Below are 17,996 nucleotides of genomic sequence, written 5' to 3' on the forward strand. Positions count from 1 at the left end.
ACAGAGTTCATGAAACGCCCACCGCCGGGGAATGTGCGCAAGGGCATGACATCCGAACCTCTCGGAGCATCTGACACACCATGACTCGCCCGATCTTCTTCGATCCCACCGGACGTCGCAGCGTCCTGGCCAAGCGTTCTCTTGCCCTTCTGTTTCTGGCCATCGTGCTGGGCGCCATTGCCTTTGCCACGACGCTCGTCATGGTGCCACGCCAGCGTGAACTTGAGTTGCCCCAGCCGCGCTACGCGTCAGCCGCACTTCATGGCGCGCATGGGCTGCAAGGACTGAAATCCTGGCTGCCGCGGCTGCACCACCACGCAAACACGACCAGCTTGAGCATCGGTTTCTATCAGCCCGGCAGCGACGGCAGCTTCTTCTCGCTGTCACGCCACGCCGACCAGCTTGACTGGGTGGTGCCGGCCACCATCAACGTGACCGGCGCTGACAGGACCATTGCGGTCACCAACGACAGCCGGCTCGATGCGTTTGCTGCCAAAAGCCCGCATCGCTTCCATGTTCTGCCCATGGTCCAGAACGTGAGCGAGGACGGTTGGGATGGCCAGGGAATCGCCCACCTTCTGGAATCGCGGCCAAGGCGCGCGATGCTCGTGCGCCAGCTTGTCGATTACAGTGCCCAGCATGGCGGCGCCGGCCTTGTCATGGATTTCGAGAATCTGCCGGCAAGTTCAATGCCAGCCTACCTGCATTTCCTGCACGAGCTTAACACTGCCCTGCCAACCGATGCGCAGCTTGCTGTGACTGCGCCGGCGGGCGATCCGGCATGGCCGCTCGAAGCCATGGCCAAGGCAACCGACAAGGTCATCGTCATGGCCTACGACGAACACTGGCAGAGCGGGAGTGCAGGTCCGATCGCGTCGCAAGGCTGGTACCTGTCGCAGGTGGAAGACGCGGCGCGGCGCATCGCCCCCGACCGGCTGGTCATTGCACTGGGCAGCTACGCCTATGACTGGCACGGCAAGGAAGCCGATGCCTTGGCGATCAACGAAGCCTGGCTGGCAGCGCACGACAGCGATGCAAAGCCAACCTTCGACAAGGCCAGCGGCAATACCGGCTTCGCCTATTCCATCGATGGTTCGCAACACACCGTATGGATGCTGGATGCGGCAACGAACTGGAACGAGATGCTTGCTCTCGGGCGCCTCGGCGTCGGCAACATCGCGCTGTGGCGTCTCGGCACCGAGGACCCGGGCTACTGGAGCGACCTTGCGGCATTGCGTTCGGGCAAGACGCCCGATCTTTCTCGGCTGGCCTCGGAAAGTGGCAATGATGTTGAAGGCAACGGCGAGATCCTGCGCATTACCGCGACGCCTGTTGCTGGAGCGCGCACCTTGCGCTTTGACAGCCAGCACCTCATCCGTGAAGAGACTTATTCCGCCCTGCCCACCCCCTTCGTGGTGCGGCGCAGCGGCGGGGCTGATCCCAAGCTGCTGGCGCTGACGTTTGACGACGGGCCCGATCCGCAATGGACGCCAAAGGTGCTGTCAACGCTCGAAGGTGCGCATGTCCCTGCCACATTCTTCGTGATTGGCGAGAACGCGCTCGTTCGTCCGGAATTGCTGCGCCGGATGGTGGCCGATGGCGATGAAATCGGCAATCACACCTATACGCATCCCAACCTGGCCAACGCTTCCGACCGCGGCACTTCGCTGGAGCTGAATGCCACGCAGCGCCTGGTCGAAGCTTTCACCGGCCACAGCATGACGCTGTTTCGTGCCCCCTATTTCGGGGACGCGGAACCGACCACGGCCGATGAATTGCAGCCAGCTCTCAATGCGCAAAAGGCAGGCTACACCATCGTCGGCCTGCACGTTGATCCCAACGACTGGCAGAACCCCGGGGCGGACGCTATTGTAAAGCAGGTGATCGATCAGGTTCACGGGGCCAGCGAAGAGTCGAGCCGCAACGTGATCCTTCTGCACGATGGTGGCGGCAATCGCGCGCAGACCGTCGCCGCCCTTCCCCGCATTATCTCCGCCCTGAAAGGCGAAGGCTATCACTTCGTCACCGCGTCGCAGTTGGTCGGCGTTCCGCCGGCTCAAGCCATGCCAAAACTGGCGCCGTCTGACCTGACGGCAGTGCGGATCGACGTGGCGGCATTCGTCGTGCTGCACTTCCTGGGCCTGGGGGTGACCTGGCTGTTCTTCCTCGCCATTTCCCTCGGGATAGCACGCGCGGTGATGATGGCTGGCCTGGCCTGGTGGCAAAGCCGCAGTCTGCGCGAGGCACCGCCGGAATACAGACCAACCGTGTCCGTCATCATCCCTGCGTGGAACGAGGAGCGCGTCATTGCTGCATCGGTCGAGCGTGTGCTGGCGAGCGACTACCCCGCCTTGCAGGTCATCGTGGCTGATGACGGTTCAACCGATGGCACCAGCCGCGTGATCCGCGAACGCTTCGGGGACAATTCCGCCGTAACCCTTCTGACCTTGCGCAACGGTGGCAAGGCCTCTGCGCTCAACCGTGCGCTCGAGCACGCCTCGGGCGAAGTGGTGATCGCGCTGGATGCCGATACCCAATTCGAGCCGCTGACCATCCGCCGCCTGGCACGATGGTTTGCCGACTCCCAGATCGGCGCAGTGGCTGGCGACGCGCGCGTGGGCAACCGCGTCAATCTGGTCACCCGGTGGCAGGCGGTGGAGTACATCACCGCGCAAAACCTCGAACGGCGCGCGCTTGCCGGATTCGAGGCGATGACCGTGGTTCCGGGCGCCGTCGGCGCGTGGCGGCGCGCGGCGCTGGATTCGGTGGGCGGCTATCCTGAAAACACCCTTGCCGAGGATCAGGACCTGACGATCGCGATCCAGCGCAAGGGCTGGCGCGTCACCTACGATCCGCGCGCCGTGGCGTGGACCGAAGCGCCCGAGAGCTTCCGCTCGCTGGCAAAGCAACGCTATCGCTGGGCCTTCGGCACGCTGCAATGCCTCTGGAAGCACCGCGCAGTCATCACGTCGCGCCAGCCGGCAGGACTTGGACTCATCGGCCTGCCCCAGGCGTGGCTGTTCCAGATCGTGTTCGCTGCGATCTCACCCTTGATCGACGCGGCACTGGTCATTTCCATCATCTCGACGGTGGCGCGTGTGGTGCAGCACGGCTGGGCGCAGACGCAAGGCGATCTCGGGACAATGGCCCTGCACTGGAGCGCGTTCTGCGCCATTGACGTGGCCTGCGGCTGGATTGCCTACCGGCTTGACGACAAGCGGCCGACCTACCCGGCAGGACTGCTGATCGCGCAGCGGCTGGTTTATCGCCAGATCATGTATTGGGTGGTGTTGCGTGCGCTCGCTTCTGCCATCGGTGGTTGGGTGGTCGGCTGGGGCAAGCTTGATCGCAGCGGCAGCGTGGATGCCACTGTTGCCGGAGCGCGCAGTTGACCCGTGTCGCCATGTGACCGACACTCCACCCCGTTGATCAAATGGTTCGGAGTAAATCGATTTTGTTGATTTGTCTGACGCGAAATAGTCATTTCTGCGATCAATGATCTTGCCATAGGTTGCCTCCAAACGATCAAGGAGCAAAAGCGATGGACATGAAAACAGGCGAAATGCGTGGCAATTGCCCCTTCCATGCCAAGGACGGCGGGGTTCGCGCGCTGTTGGGACGAACCAACCGCGACTGGTGGCCCGACGCACTGCAGCTCGACATCCTGACGCAGAACGGTGCATCGCCCGACCCGATGGGTGCCGACTTCAACTACGCAGAGGCATTCAACACGCTCGACTATGCCGCGCTGAAGGCAGACCTGCGTGCCCTGATGACGGACTCGCAAAGCTGGTGGCCGGCCGATTATGGCCACTACGGTCCGTTTTTCATCCGCATGGCGTGGCACTCGGCCGGGACGTACCGCACAGCCGACGGACGCGGTGGTTCGGGCAGCGGACAGCAGCGCTTCGCCCCGCTCAACTCCTGGCCCGACAACGGCAATCTCGACAAGGCCCGCCGGTTGCTCTGGCCGATCAAGCGCAAGTACGGCAAGCACATCAGTTGGGCCGACTTGTTCATCCTGACCGGGAACGTCGCCATTGAATCGATGGGCGGCCCCGTGTTCGGATTTGGCGGTGGCCGGCCAGACAGCTTCGAGCCAGAGCGTGATGTCTACTGGGGTACCGAAGAAGCCTGGGTCGATACAGGCGCGCAAACCCGCATCCAGCCCGACAAGGAATGGGAACTGGAAACCCCGCTTGCGGCAATCCAGATGGGTCTGATCTACGTAAATCCGGAAGGCCCCGGCGGGTGCCCGATCCCTTGCAGTCGGCCCGGGACATGCGCGTCACCTTCGAACGCATGGGCATGAACGACGAGGAAACCGTCGCCTTGACGGCCGGCGGCCATGCTTTCGGCAAGGCCCATGGTGCGGTTCCCGCCGAGCAGCTGAGCGGCGCCCCTGAGTCCGAGGCCATGGAACTGATGGGCTTTGGCTGGGCCACAGATGCCGACCAGATCGAAAAGGGCCACATCACCACCTCCGGCATCGAAGGGGCTTGGACGCCCAATCCGACGCAATGGGGCGGTGACTACTTCCGCCTGCTGTTCAAGTACGATTTCGAACTGGTGCGCAGCCCGGCCGGTGCCCAGCAGTGGCAGCCGATCAACCCCGATCCCGCAGACATGGCGCCGGATGCCCGCGACCTGTCGAAGCGCGTGCCGACCATGATGACCACTGCCGACATGGCGCTGAAGATGGACCCGGACTATCGCAAGATTTCGGAACGCTTCCGCGACGATCAGGCTGCGCTCGACGATGCATTCGCAAGGGCCTGGTTCAAGCTTTGCCACCGCGACATGGGACCCAAGGTCCGATACCTCGGGCCCGAGGTGCCGGCCGAAGACCTGATCTGGCAAGACCCGATCCCGCGCGGCACCACGCCATCGGACGCCGCCGCGAATGCGTTCAAGGCATCGGTCCTTGCCAGCGGCCTCAGCACCGCCGAATTGGTCAAGGCGGCCTGGGCCTCGGCTTCGACCTATCGGCGGTCTGATCATCGTGGTGGCGCCAATGGCGCACGCATCCGCCTTTCCCCGCAGAAGGAGTGGGCGGTGAACGATCCGCAGGAACTGGCGCGGGTGCTTTCGACAATCGAGCGACTGCGCGGTGAAATCTCGATGGCGGACGCGATTGTGCTGGCTGGCACAGCGGCGGTCGAGAAGGCCGCGCATGATGCCGGGTTCGACGTGGCCGTTCCATTCAGCGGTGGCCGCGGCGATGCCAGCGAAGAGCAGACCGACGCAGACAGCTTCGCCGTGCTCGAACCTCGAGCCGACGCGTTCCGGAACTACCTTGCCACGAAGCAGACGGTGAAAACCGAGGAGATCATGCTTGACCGCGCGCATCTGCTTGGACTTTCAATCCCGCAGATGGCCGTGCTGGTGGCGGGCCTGCGCGTTCTTGGTGCCACGACCGGTAATACGAAGCTGGGCGTCCTTACCGACCGACCGGGGCTTCTGACCAATGACTTCTTCGTCAACTTGCTGGACATGGGCACGAAGTGGAAAACGGTGGACACCAGCGGTGACGAGGAATTCGTCGGCACCGACCGGGCAACCGGCGAGGAGCGCTGGCGCGCCACGCGCACCGACCTTGTCTTCGGCTCGAACTCGCAATTGCGCGCGGTGGCTGAAGTCTATGCCGAGATCGGCAACGAGAAGAAGTTCGTCGAGGATTTCATCGCGGCCTGGACGAAAGTCATGAACGCCGACCGCTTCGATCTGGCCTGAGTGTAATCGACGGCTCCGTAGCGTGCTGCGGAGCCGTCATCGTTTTCAAACCGATGCCTTGGCTGCCATGACTTGCCGTCCGTCTCCGGCAAAGGCCGCCAGTTCCATCGCTTGTTCCGCGCCCCGCATCGCCAGATGAAGCGGCTCGCCGCAGATTGCCGGAGAAAGCCCGCGAAAGGAAAAGGACTTGAGCGCATTGTCGCCGAGTTCTGCCTGCGCAAGGTCAAGCAACAAGGTTGCGGTCAGGGGGCCGTGAACGACAAGACCGCGATAGCCCTCCACTCGGGTGGCGTAGGGCAGATCGTAGTGAATGCGATGACTGTTGAACGTCAGCGCGGAAAATCGAAACAACAGGGTCTCGGACGGCACTACCATTTTGCTGGTGCGCCAATCCGAAAGATCCAAGTGCGCGTTGCCTGCCGGCGGAGGGACTATCGGGGCTCCTGCTGCCAGAGCAGCGCGATAGACCACCGTCTGGGTTTCGCGCACGGCAACCTCCCCGTCGCACGAAGTCTCGTGGCCAATGTCGACGAAAACGAGATGACCGCTACTTCCGGTCTTTTCGCTGACCGAGACGATCGTGGACTTGCGCGACACTCCGGCGCCGATCAACATTGGCCGGGCAAATTCCACCTTGCTGCTGGCCCACATCCTGCGCGGCAATGGAACAGGCGGAAGAAACCCTTCTGCGCTCTCGTCCCGCAAGGGATGGCCATCGAGGCCCAGCGCCGAAGTTGCTGAATCGGGCACACACAGGCACCAATGCAACCCTTGTGGAATGGTCCCGTCAGCCGGACCCTCACGATCCAGCGTGGCAAGCCATCGCGCGCAAAGCCCGGCATCGACGCGGTCATGGCTCTGCTGAGTCCGGCCGATCCAGCTTTGCCATGCCGACATCAGTTACGCCCTTCAAGAAGGCCGCGAGCGATTACCTGCGCCTGGATCTCTGCTGCGCCTTCGAAGATGTTCAGGATGCGCGCATCGCAAAGTACCCGGCTGATCTCGTATTCAAGCGCGTAGCCGTTTCCGCCGTGAACCTGCAACGCAGCGTCAGCGTTCGACCATGCCGTTCGCGCTGCAAGAAGCTTGGCCATCCCTGCCTCGATATCGCACCGTTTGCCGGAATCCTTGGCCCGGGCAGCGGCATACGTAAGCTCGCGCGCCAGCACCATGTCCACGGCGCTCATCGCCAGCTTGTCGGCCACGCGGGGGAACTGCGCGATCGCCTTGCCGAACTGCTTGCGGGCACGCGCATAGTCGAGCCCGAGTTCTAGCGCCCGGCGGGCGACGCCGACTGCGCGGGCGGCCGTCTGGATCCGGGCGCCCTCGAAAGTGCGCATCAACTGCTTGAAACCTTGCCCCTGCACCCCGCCAAGCAGCGCGTCAGCCGGTGCGACAAGGCCATCGAACTGAAGCGCATATTCGCGCATGCCGCGATAGCCGAGCACCTCGATCTCGCTCCCGCTCATTCCTTCGGCAGGGAAGAGGTCATCGTCGCGGCCACGGGGCTTTGGCACGAGCAGCATCGAAAGGCCGGCATAGCCCTGCGCGTCCGGCAGCGTTCTTGCCAGCAAGGTCATGAGATCGGAACGGGCAGCGTGGGTGATCCAGGTCTTGGCGCCAGTGATCTCCCATTGCCCAGCAGCATTCTGGCGAGCGCGGGTCTGCAGCGAGCCCAGGTCCGACCCGGTATCGGGTTCGGTAAAGACAGCGGTCGGCAGGACCTCGCCGCGCGCAATACGGGGCAGCCATTGCGCCTTCTGCTCGGCGGTGCCTGCCAGAACAATCAACTCGCCGGCAATTTCGGACCGGGTGCCCAGAGATCCCGCACCGATCCACCCGCGCGAAAGCTCCTCCGTAACGAGGCACATGACCAGCTTGCCCAGCCCAAGCCCGCCAAAATCTTCAGGAATGCAGACACCGAAAGTGCCAAGATCGGCCATCTGGCGGATCGTTGCTTCGGGAATGAGCGCATTGGCCAGGTGCCACTTGTGCGCATGGGGCAGGATTTCGGCATCGGTAAATCGGCGAAACTGATCGCGGATCGCATCAAGCTCCGGATCACCGAGGTTCTCGGACGGCCATTGCCCATCGACAAGTGCCTTGGCCACGCGCGCACGGGTCTCGGAATGATCGACATCGACCACATCCGCGCAGGCGGCGGCAAGATCACGTGCTTCGCGCCCAAGTCCAAGATCGGCAGGACGGAACAGCTCATTCTGGCCCATCGGCAGGCCACCGGCCATCTGCGCAAGCGTTTCGGCAAGGGCGAGCCTTGCGATGTCCAGGTCCAGGTCCGAATTTGCCGCGCGGGCCCAGTTGGAAACGGCGTCAAGGGCTGCGATGCTTGTAGCCAGCCATGCCACGCCATGCGCGGCCCGTTGCTCGGTATCGATCCGCGTTTTTTCGAGCCGGATCGCCAGCGCCCGCTGGGCTGCCGCGAGATAGGCTCGCGCAGGCTCAAGCAGCATCACGAACTGTTCGTCCATTCGCCCTACAGATCCTCTTCCACCTCTCGTCCTGCGCTATCATCCCGTGGCGGACCGTTTCCAGTCCCCTGAGGCCGATTGACAAGATTGCGGCGTGGCCTCCGGCGCTGTGACCTGCGCGGGAGGCATGAACACGCGCTCAAACCGCATCGTGCGGTGCAGGCTTGTCTCAGAAAGCGGCGATACCGGTTATGGCGCGGCCAAGGATCAAGGCATGAACGTCATGAGTGCCTTCGTAGGTGTTCACCGTCTCCAGGTTTACCATGTGGCGGATTACCTGGTATTCCCCGGAAATGCCGTTGCCGCCGTGCATGTCACGTGCCATCCGCGCGATGTCGAGCGCCTTGCCGACGTTGTTGCGCTTGACGATCGAAATCATCTCGGGCGCGAACTTGCCCGCATCCATCAGACGCCCGACCTGCAGCGAGGCGTGAAGACCCAGCGTAATCTCGGTCAACATGTCGGCCAGTTTCTTCTGGTACAGCTGGGTGCCAGCCAGCGGCCGTCCGAACTGGTGCCGGTCAAGGCCATACTGCCGCGCAGCGTGATAGCAGAACTCGGCGGCGCCTAGCGAACCCCATGAAATGCCGTAGCGCGCGCGATTGAGGCAGCCGAAAGGACCCTTGAGCCCCTGCACGTTGGGCAGGAGGGCTTCGTCAGGCACAAACACCTCGTCCATCACGATCATGCCCGTGATCGACGCCCGCAGGCTGATCTTGTTGTCGATCTTGGGCGCGGAAAGGCCCGCCATATCCTTTTCGAGAACAAATCCGCGAATTCCGCCGCCATGCGCGTCGCTCTTGGCCCAAACGACAAACACGTCTGCGATGGGCGCGTTGGAAATCCATGTCTTGGCACCGTTTAGCACGTATCCACCATCGACCTTGCGGGCGAGCGTGCGCATGCCGCCGGGATCGGACCCTGCGTCGGGCTCGGTCAGGCCGAAGCACCCGATCCATTCACCTGTAGCGAGCTTTGGCAGGTACTTGCGACGCTGCTCTTCCGAACCGTACTCATAGATCGGGAACATCACGAGGCTCGACTGCACGCTCATCATCGAGCGATAGCCGGAATCGATCCGTTCAACCTCGCGCGCGACAAGCCCGTACGAGACGTAACCGGCATTTGCGCAGCCGTACTCCTCGGGCAAGGTCACGCCGAGCAGGCCCTGCTCACCCATTTCGCGGAAGATTTCCGGGTCGGTGTACTCGTCCGCAAATGCCCTGATCACGCGCGGGGCGAGGCGATCCTGCGCAAAGGCGCGCGCGGCATCGCGGATCATCCGCTCGTCATCGGTGAGCAGGCCATCAAGCGCCAACGCATCTTCCCAATCGAACGGAACCATACCTACCATCTCAAACTCTCCTTTGCGGCAGGTGATTGCACGTGAAATCAGATGACTTCAACCACCCAAGTGTGCGGCGCCTTCGCGCGGAAGGCTCGCTTCGTAATTGCCTTGTAAACGGTCCGGCCGCACGAAAAGGTATTTGTCATCGCTTTGCCGTGCGCATACGGCAAAGCGATGATGCATGTCGCATGGGGAAATCGCGATGCCGACGATGATAAAGGTGAACGGCAAGCCTAGGGAAGTGGACGTCCCTGACGAGAAGCCGCTTTTGTGGGTGCTTCGCGAGGACCTTGGCTATCTTGGCCCCAAGTTCGGATGCGGTGCTGGCCTGTGCGGAGCGTGCACCGTGCACCTTGATGGCCAGGCGGTCCGTTCGTGCATCACGCCTATCAATGCTGTCGGCTCGGGCCAGGTCACGACGATCGAGGGCGTGTCGGCCAACCCGGTCGGCAAACGCGTCAGCGAGGCCTGGACCGAGATCGACGTGCCCCAGTGCGGTTACTGCCAGGCCGGACAGATAATGAGCGCCGTGGCCCTGCTCGAAAGCAACCCAAGCCCGACTGACGAAGACATCGACAGCGCGATGGCAGGCAACCTTTGCCGCTGCGGCACATACCACCGAATCCGCGACGCTATCCGCAAGGCTGCATCGCAGAAAACGGCAGGAGGCGCAGATGTCCGTTGATACCCGTGCTCTTGCAGCCGACCGCCGCCTTGTCATCAAGGCCATGCTGGCAACAGGCGGCGCGCTTGCTTTCGATATCGAAATCGCGATGGCGCAGGCATCACAACCTGCGGCTGCCCGCTCGGCCGGAATTGCTGCATCCCGCATCAGCGCCTATGTCGCCATCGCGGCGGACAACACCGTGACCATCACGGCAAAGAATCCGGAAATCGGCCAGGGCGTGAAGGCCATGTTGCCGATGCTCATCGCCGAGGAACTCGACGTGGCCTGGGATGCGGTCAAGGTGGAGCAGGCCGTCGCTGACCAATCAAGGTTTGGCGAACAGTTCGCCGGTGGATCGATGTCGACCCCGATGAACTGGATGCCGATGCGGCAGGCGGGCGCGACCGCGCGCGCCATGATCGTGGCCGCGGCAGCGCGGCAGTGGAGCGTCCCGGCGACAGAGATCACGACCGCGAAGGGCGAGATCTTCCATGCCAGAACGAACAGGCGCGCACCTTATGCCTCCCTGGCCGCAACCGCTGCCAAGGAAGCCGTTCCTGCCGAAGCTTCGCTGAAGCTGAAGGATCCGGCGACCTTCTCGATCATTGGCAGGCCAGTGCCGGGGCCTGACACCCCCGCCATCGTTGCGGGCAAACCGCTGTTTGGCGTCGACACGGTGCTGCCGGGCTTGGTCCATGCGGCACTGCTGACCGCACCGGTGCGCGGCGCGACGCTGAAAAGCCACGATCCCAAGCAAGCGCTGGCCATGGCGGGTGTTCGCAAGGTCGTGGTGCTGCGCCAGCTTGGGCATGACGATGCCCCGGTAGATGCGCTCGCCGTGGTGGCCGACAGCTGGTGGACAGCGAGCGAGGCACGCAAGGCGCTCGTGGCCGAATGGGACAATGCCGGACGGGACAAGCATTCCGATGCGACGTTTGCCGCTGCTGCCTCGGCAGCGTTTGCAGCGAAGCCGGCAACCTCGGTGCGCAAGGAAGGTGATGTCGATGCCGCGCTTGCCAAGGCGGCAAAGACCGTCTCGGCGCAATACAGCTACCCGTTCCTCTCGCACGCCACGCTCGAGCCGCAGAATTGCACCGCGCAGTTCAAGGACGGCAAGATCGAGTTGTGGGCACCAAGCCAGATGCCCAACGAGGGCAAGGAACTAGTAGCCAAGGCGATGGGCCTTCCCGTCGGGGCTGTGACCGTCAACCTCACCCGGATCGGCGGAGGCTTCGGCCGCCGTCTGCAGAGCGATTTCATGATCCTGGCTGCCGCCATCGCCCGTGAAGTGCCGGGATTGCCAGTCAAGCTGATCCTCGAACGCGAGGAGGACTTCAAGCTCGATTTCTTCCGCCCTGCGGGTTTCCAGAAGCTTGAGGCCGGTCTTGATGCGCAGGGGCGCCTCACGGCTTTCCGGACGCACTTGGTGGGCTTTGGCGCGAAGGGTGAACCAGGCCGGGGAAGCGAGCTTCCCAATGATCTGGTGCCCGCCAATCTCGTGCCCGACGCGGAGCTCGGGCTGACGCTGCTGGAAAGCAACATTCCGCTAGGCTGGCTGCGCGCGCCGGGATCGAACGCGCTGGCCTTCGCAACGCAGGGGTTCCTTGACGAGGTGGCGGCTGCTGCTGGCAAGCCGCTTCCGGAGTTCATGCTCGAGACCCTGGGCGAGTCCCGCCTTGTGCAACCGCCAAAGCTACCCGGCGTCCCCGACATCTGGCAGCCCCCCGCCTTCCACACGGGACGTGCCGCAGGCGTAATTCGCGAAGTGATGGCGCGCTCCGGCTGGCGGGGTGCTGCGCCGAAGGGGCGCGGATTCGGCTTCTACTTCAGCCATCTTGGCTATTTTGCCGTGGTGGCAGATTGCGTGAAGTCCGGTGACACGGTGAAGGTTGCAAAGATGTGGGTAGCGGCCGACATCGGCAGCACTGTGATCAATCCGATGAATGCCGAGCAGCAGATCCGTGGATCAATGATCGAAGGAATCGGCCAGGTCATCAGCGGCCTGAAGGTTCCGATTGCCGCAGGGCAGGTTCAGGTCGCCAACTTCGACGCCTATACCCTGCCCCGCATCGATGTTGTCCCGCCGATCGAGATCACGATGGTCCGTACCGATTTCCCACCGACCGGTCTTGGAGAACCGGCGCTGCCACCTGCGGTCGCAGCCGTGGCCAACGCCATCTCAAGCCTGACCGGAAGGCGGGTACGATCCCTGCCCTACGAGGCCTGACATGGTCATTACATGGGCGAAAGGCCGTCTATCGGCCATGGCGAGCGCAGCCTAACCCGCTCGTCCTGCGGCATTGTGCCGCATGACAGGCGTGGGACAAGCGATTGGCGCTGGAAATCTCGAAGCCAGGCTTGCGGGCACAGCAAAGGGGCGTGACCGTCTGGTACGATGGCGCGTGCCCCTTATGCCGTCGCGAGATCGCGGCAATGCGGTGGCTTGATCGCCGCAACGCTCTGGTTTTCATTGATATTTCAAACGAAAGCGCGACGTGCCCGGTTGACCGTCGCGCTGCGCTTGCGAGGTTTCACGCAATGGAGGGCGAGCGCATCCTGTCCGGCGCCGCAGCCTTTGCAGCAATGTGGCGCGCGATACCGGCTTTGCGCTGGCTCGGTGTGCTGGCGCGGTTTGGCGTGGTCGAGCGTTTGCTGGAAAGGGCATATCTGGGTTTCCTGTCGGTCCGCCCCCGACTGCAAAGGCTTCTGAAGTGAGCGGATCACGTTATCGCAAGGTTCCCCAAGCCCGGATTTCGAGGCTGGCAGCATTTGGCCAGCTTGCCGGTGGCGTTGCCGGCGGCGTGCTTGCCGAAGGGGCGCGCCGTCTCGCGCGCGGCGAGGCACCGCGTCTTTCGGACATGCTCCTCACGCCTGGCAATGCGAGGCGGGTGGCTGACCAGCTTTCGCGCCTGCGTGGCGCGGCCATGAAACTCGGGCAGATGATCTCAATGGATGCGGGTGATGTCCTGCCTCGCGAACTGACCGAAATTCTCTCTCGCTTGCGTGAATCGGCCCATTTCATGCCGCCTGCGCAATTGGAGAAGGTTCTCGCCGCCGAATGGGGTGCGGGCTGGCGTGCACAATTCCGTAGCTTTGGCGCTCAACCGATCGCGGCGGCCTCGATCGGACAGGTGCACCGTGCCGTCCTGCCCGACGGAAGAGTGCTTGCGGTCAAGGTTCAGTACCCCGGCATTGCACGAAGCATAGATGCCGATGTCGACAACGTGGCAACCTTGCTGCGCGTGTCCGGCCTACTGCCCCAGACCCTGGACGTGACGCCGCTGCTGGCCGAAGCAAAGCGCCAGCTTCACGAAGAGTCGGACTATGTTCGCGAGGCCGAGATGATGATCCGGTATGGCGAACTGCTGGCAGATGACAGCCGCTTCGTGGTGCCGCGGCCCTATGCGCCTCTCTCAGGGGCCACGGTCTTGGCGATGGACTATATCGAAGCTCGTCCGATCGACACTCTGGCCAGCGCGCCGCAAGCTGTGCGTGACAACGCGATGGAGGCGCTGCTCGGCTTGGTGCTGCGCGAACTGTTCGGGTTCGGGTTCATGCAGACCGATCCCAATTTCGCAAACTTTCGCTGGCGCCCTGACGACGGGCGCCTGGTCCTGCTCGATTTCGGTGCCGCGCGGCCAGTTCCACCGGCCACCACGCAGGCCTATCGCCGGTTGATGGCAGCCGGGCTGTCCGAGGACAAGGACGCGCTGCGGGCAGCGCTGATCGAAGTAGGCTTCGTGTCCGAACAACAGATCGCCCGCCATCACGATCCGTTTGACCGCGCGATTGATGTGCTGATCGACCACCTGGGCAAACCTGGTCTGTTCGATTTTGCCGACCGCTCGTTCGTCGAACGTGTGCGGGCCGAAGCCGAGAAGATCGCCTCGGACCGCTCATCGTGGCACATTCCTCCGATCGATACACTATTCGTGCAGCGCAAGGTCAGCGGGACAGCGCTGCTGGCCATACGGATGAAAGCCCGTTTGCCGTTGCGAGACATGGTAGCCCAAGCCATCGGCGCAAACTTGACGCAAGTGATTGCAGCCGGACAATAAGTGCATATGGCGGAACAGGGCTGATCACAATCCGTTGTGATTTCATGGAGATAGCCAGCCAGCCCCGCCCGATCGAAGCACAGCGCTTTGCCAGCGACAAGATCCAGCAAATGCTGGCGCATTGGAACCGCACCCGATTGTCACCGGGCTATCCGGTAGCCGACTGGGCCGATCATTTCGAACACGAAGCGCGCATGCGATATCTCGAGGCGCAGTTTCTCGAAGACTTGCGCGCCGAGGTGCAAGGATGGGCGGCTTCTGCGCCAACTCACGTCGACGGCTTCGTACAATGGTTCGAGGATCTCAAGGATGTCGGCCCCGGGCAAGGCGATCCTCTGTTCCCCTGGCTTGCGGGCGATGCGAACCGCGAGCAACTTTGCTGGTTCTTCGAACAGGAAGCCGCCGGAGAAGCCGGGTTCGACGATCTCGTTGCCTTCACGCAGATCAAGCTTCCCGAGTCTGCGAAACTCGAACTGGCACGAAATTACTGGGATGAAATGGGACGTGGCAATCCCCGCGGGATGCATGGCCCCATGCTGGCCGCACTGGCAGATACGCTGTGCGTCCGGCCCACCATCGAGGGGACCGTCTGGGAAAGTCTCGCCCTTGCCAATGCAATGACGGCGATGGCCACCAACCGCGCCTTCGCATGGCATTCGGTCGGTGCGCTGGGGGTGATCGAACTCACTGCACCGGGACGCTCGGCCATGGTTGCACAGGGTCTGCGACGCATTGGACTGAGCGATCGGGAGCGACGATATTTCGACCTTCATGCCGTCCTTGATGTCAAGCACAGCGAAGACTGGAACAGGGAGGCTTTCCGTCCGCTTGTCGCCGAAGACCCCCGCCGGGCAACGGCCATGGCCGAAGGTGCGCTGATGCGGCTGGTTTGCGGGGAACGCTGCTTTGCGCGATACCGCAAGCATCTGTGGGCGACAGTGTCGCACGCGCCCGGGGCTTGACCCATGCCAGGCAAAAAAAGGGGCCGACTCGCGCCGGCCCTTTTGAAGTTTGGGAGAGGATGCCTGAAAGGCCCGTCCGATATGCGGACGATCAGTCGAGGCCGCAAATGAGAATAGCGCTTCTATATTTGCGTTTCATGCAACTGCTGCGCGTTTGGCAGCAAGAACCGTATTGCTGAGTAGGCAGGCGATCGTCATCGGCCCCACGCCGCCGGGGACCGGTGTAACAGCCTTGGCATGGTCCAGTTCATGAGTCGCGCAATCGCCGACGATGCGGGTGTTGCCATCGTGATCGGCAACCCGCGTAATGCCGACATCGATGACGACCGCACCCGGCTTGACCCAGTAACCGCGAACCAGTTGCGGCGCGCCGGCAGCGGCAACGATCACGTCGGCCTTGCGTGCGATATCGGGCAGATCGCGCGTTTCGATGTGCGTGACCGTCACGGTCGCTTCCCGCTCAAGCAGCAACATCGACACTGGCTTGCCGACAATGTTCGACTTGCCGATGACCACGACGTTCAGGCCACGGTAGTCATCGATTACGCTATCGAGCAGGAGCATCACGCCGAGCGGCGTGCAGGGCACAAGTCCGCCCGTTCCGGTAGACAGGCGCCCGACGTTGACGGGATGGAAGCCGTCGACGTCTTTGGCAGGATCGATCCGATCAAGCACGCGTGCAGCGTCGATGTGCCTGGGCAGCGGCAACTGGACGAGAATGCCGTGAACCAGCGGGTCGGCATTGAGTTCGTCGATCAAGGCGAGGACGACTTCCTGCTCGGTCTCTGCTGGCAGGCGGTGTTCGATCGACCGAATACCGGCCTTGCGGCACTGCGCGATCTTCCGGCCCACGTAGACTTCGCTGGCGGGATCTTTTCCAACCAGGATCACCGCAAGGCCCGGTGCGTCACCGCCGGCCGACACGATTGCGCGAACCTCTTCCGCCGTTCCTGCCAGCACCTTTGCAGCCAGCGCCTTGCCGTCGATGATTTCTGCCATTGCCTCACCCCGCGATTATTGCGGAGCTTTCCCTAGCCAACCATGGCGCAACTGACAATATTGTATGTGTTGCATACAATCACGATGCAGCCTTTGCTTCGGGCACGATCTCTTCCAGCACGTGAGAGAGGGCCGCATGGTTTAGCGCGCGTGCCCGCTGCTCGCTTTCCGCTTCGGTATAGCAACGCAATTCGGGCGCGTTTCCCGAAGGACGGAAATGGATGATCGCACCATCTGCAAAGGTCATGCGATAGCCGTCGGTCTTGTCGATAGTGGTGGGGAAACCGGCAATTTCGCCAAAGAGGCGCGCGATCCGCGCCAGTTGTGCGTCTTCCTCCCCTTCCAAGAGCAGCGCCAGCAGCGCCTTGCTGTCAGCTTGCGGAAAATCAGCCACGCGATCACTGAAGGTGAAGCGTGGCGGCAGTTCTGCCAGAACATCGGCAATGGGGCATTGCCTTGCCAGGCTTGCAACCGCAATGATCGGCAGCGCAGCATCGCGCGTCGGCAGGGGTGCAAGACTTCCCACCGGACTGCCGAGTAGAAAGCCGCCGTTGGCTTCATAACCGCAGACGCGGGCTGCGGGATCAGCCTGCGCCGCCTGCATCATCTCGGCAATGACATAGGGTGATCCAATACGTGTCCGCAAGACCTTGGGCACAGCGCCGCTAAGTTCCAGGACAGTGTTTGAACTGACCGGCGTTACCGCCACATCGGCATCCATCGCCTTGGCACAAAGCAGGCCGACGATGTCACCACGCAGCCAGGTCCCACTGGCATCGGAAATCAGCGGGCGGTCTGAATCGCCATCGGTCGATATTATGGCATCGACCTGGTTCCAGCCTGCCCAGTCGGCAGCGAGTTCGCTGTCCTCCTGCCGGATTGCCTCGGTATCGACAGGTACGAAGGTTTCCGACCTTCCAAATGGGAGCGCCTTTCCGCCCAGTGCCTCGACGAGACTCACGAGCATGTCACGACCGACGGCGGAGTGCTGATAGACCCCGATCGTCAGGCCAGAGAGTGCATCAGAGCCAAAGTGCCGAACGTATCGAGCGACATACGGAGCCTCGACATCGACCGCTTCGGGAAGGTCAAAAGACGACAGCAGACCGCCGTCGTTGCCGAAACTGGCGGGATCCTGGCGTACGCGTTGCGCGACGATGCCAGCCTCGTCGCTCTTGAGCACTTCGCCATGGGGACGGTAGAACTTGATGCCGTTGCGATCGGCCGGGATGTGGCTTCCGGTTACCATCATCGACGGCATTCCTTCGCCCATGGCGTAGAAGGCCAGAGCGGGGGTAGCCGTGCGGCCGCAATAGACGACCTCACCGCCGCAATCGCGGATTGCTGTGGCACAAGCCGAAAGGATACGCGGGGTGCTGATGCGCAAGTCGCCTGCCAGCGCGACCCGATCACCGGCGGAAAACTCTCCAATCTGGCGCAAATACTGAAGGAACGCCGTTGCGTAGGCGTGGCAGAGCCGATCGGTCATGTCGTTGGCCAGACCGCGAACTCCGCTGGTGCCAAAAGGCACGCCCGAAGTCGCCATCAGTTCTGCAACCGTCGGTCCGGCTTCTTCGGGAAAGTCGTTCATCGCCAGCATGTTCCTTTGAGTATCCGGCAAGCCGCAGCCGGCCTGCCCAAACTGCCTTTAGACAAACCCTGCGGACTTGGCCAAACGCCTTTACTGCAATCCGAACCGGGCGAACCCCTCGCGGGTTCCCAACTGTGCTATCGATATCC

Annotated in this window: 11 protein-coding genes and 1 pseudogene; 7 read left to right on the top strand and 5 right to left on the bottom strand. The window is 62.7% G+C overall.

Features of this window, described 5'->3' with window-relative positions; all coding sequences use genetic code 11:
* The first annotated feature begins 80 nt into the window (after positions 1–80).
* Positions 81–3,392 carry a glycosyltransferase gene (locus tag B9A23_RS04110; RefSeq protein WP_084277609.1) on the top strand — a complete coding sequence of 1,104 codons (3,312 nt, stop codon included), beginning with the start codon at positions 81–83 and terminating at the stop codon, positions 3,390–3,392.
* Positions 3,393–3,541: 149 nt separating this feature from the next.
* A pseudogene (gene katG, locus B9A23_RS04115) lies at positions 3,542–5,733 on the top strand (catalase/peroxidase HPI).
* 45 nt (positions 5,734–5,778) lie between these two features.
* On the opposite strand, the gene B9A23_RS04120 reads toward katG, so the two are convergent.
* The 3 genes from B9A23_RS04120 to B9A23_RS04130 all read right to left on the bottom strand — a co-directional run bounded on the left by B9A23_RS04120 (position 5,779) and on the right by B9A23_RS04130 (position 9,576).
* Positions 5,779–6,630: an HTD2 family dehydratase gene (locus B9A23_RS04120; RefSeq protein ID WP_084277610.1), complete on the bottom strand. Its 852-nt coding sequence runs from the start codon at positions 6,628–6,630 to the stop codon at positions 5,779–5,781.
* Positions 6,630–8,222: an acyl-CoA dehydrogenase family protein gene (locus B9A23_RS04125; protein ID WP_084277611.1), complete on the bottom strand. Its 1,593-nt coding sequence runs from the start codon at positions 8,220–8,222 to the stop codon at positions 6,630–6,632. Before B9A23_RS04125 ends, B9A23_RS04120 begins: the two co-directional genes overlap by 1 nt.
* Before the next feature lie 169 nt (positions 8,223–8,391).
* A complete protein-coding gene (locus B9A23_RS04130) occupies positions 8,392–9,576 on the bottom strand; it encodes an acyl-CoA dehydrogenase (RefSeq protein ID WP_084277612.1) in 1,185 nt (394 codons plus the stop codon).
* Between the two features lie 196 nt (positions 9,577–9,772).
* Between B9A23_RS04130 and B9A23_RS04135 the strand changes: the two genes are divergently transcribed.
* The 5 genes from B9A23_RS04135 to B9A23_RS04155 all read left to right on the top strand — a co-directional run bounded on the left by B9A23_RS04135 (position 9,773) and on the right by B9A23_RS04155 (position 15,257).
* Positions 9,773–10,255, top strand: coding sequence for a (2Fe-2S)-binding protein (locus B9A23_RS04135; RefSeq protein WP_084277875.1), 483 nt, complete (start codon positions 9,773–9,775; stop codon positions 10,253–10,255).
* A complete protein-coding gene (locus B9A23_RS04140) occupies positions 10,245–12,464 on the top strand; it encodes a xanthine dehydrogenase family protein molybdopterin-binding subunit (RefSeq protein WP_084277613.1) in 2,220 nt (739 codons plus the stop codon). Before B9A23_RS04135 ends, B9A23_RS04140 begins: the two co-directional genes overlap by 11 nt.
* 152 nt (positions 12,465–12,616) lie before the next feature.
* Positions 12,617–12,952, top strand: coding sequence for a thiol-disulfide oxidoreductase DCC family protein (locus B9A23_RS04145; protein ID WP_254894974.1), 336 nt, complete (start codon positions 12,617–12,619; stop codon positions 12,950–12,952).
* The gene (locus B9A23_RS04150; RefSeq protein ID WP_084277614.1) at positions 12,949–14,295 is read left to right on the top strand and encodes an ABC1 kinase family protein; all 1,347 of its coding nucleotides are present in this window, start codon (positions 12,949–12,951) and stop codon (positions 14,293–14,295) included. Before B9A23_RS04145 ends, B9A23_RS04150 begins: the two co-directional genes overlap by 4 nt.
* Positions 14,296–14,339: 44 nt before the next feature.
* Positions 14,340–15,257 carry an iron-containing redox enzyme family protein gene (locus B9A23_RS04155; protein ID WP_084277615.1) on the top strand — a complete coding sequence of 306 codons (918 nt, stop codon included), beginning with the start codon at positions 14,340–14,342 and terminating at the stop codon, positions 15,255–15,257.
* Between the two features lie 135 nt (positions 15,258–15,392).
* On the opposite strand, the gene B9A23_RS04160 is transcribed toward B9A23_RS04155, so the two are convergent.
* Entirely contained in the window at positions 15,393–16,256 is an 864-nt protein-coding gene (locus B9A23_RS04160; RefSeq protein WP_084277616.1) for a bifunctional 5,10-methylenetetrahydrofolate dehydrogenase/5,10-methenyltetrahydrofolate cyclohydrolase, read from the bottom strand.
* Positions 16,257–16,335: 79 nt separating this feature from the next.
* Positions 16,336–17,856: a phosphomannomutase gene (locus B9A23_RS04165; RefSeq protein ID WP_368655925.1), complete on the bottom strand. Its 1,521-nt coding sequence runs from the start codon at positions 17,854–17,856 to the stop codon at positions 16,336–16,338.
* Positions 17,857–17,996 lie beyond the last annotated feature (140 nt).

It is taken from the genome of Novosphingobium sp. B1 (assembly GCF_900176395.1).
Taxonomy (GTDB): domain Bacteria; phylum Pseudomonadota; class Alphaproteobacteria; order Sphingomonadales; family Sphingomonadaceae; genus Novosphingobium.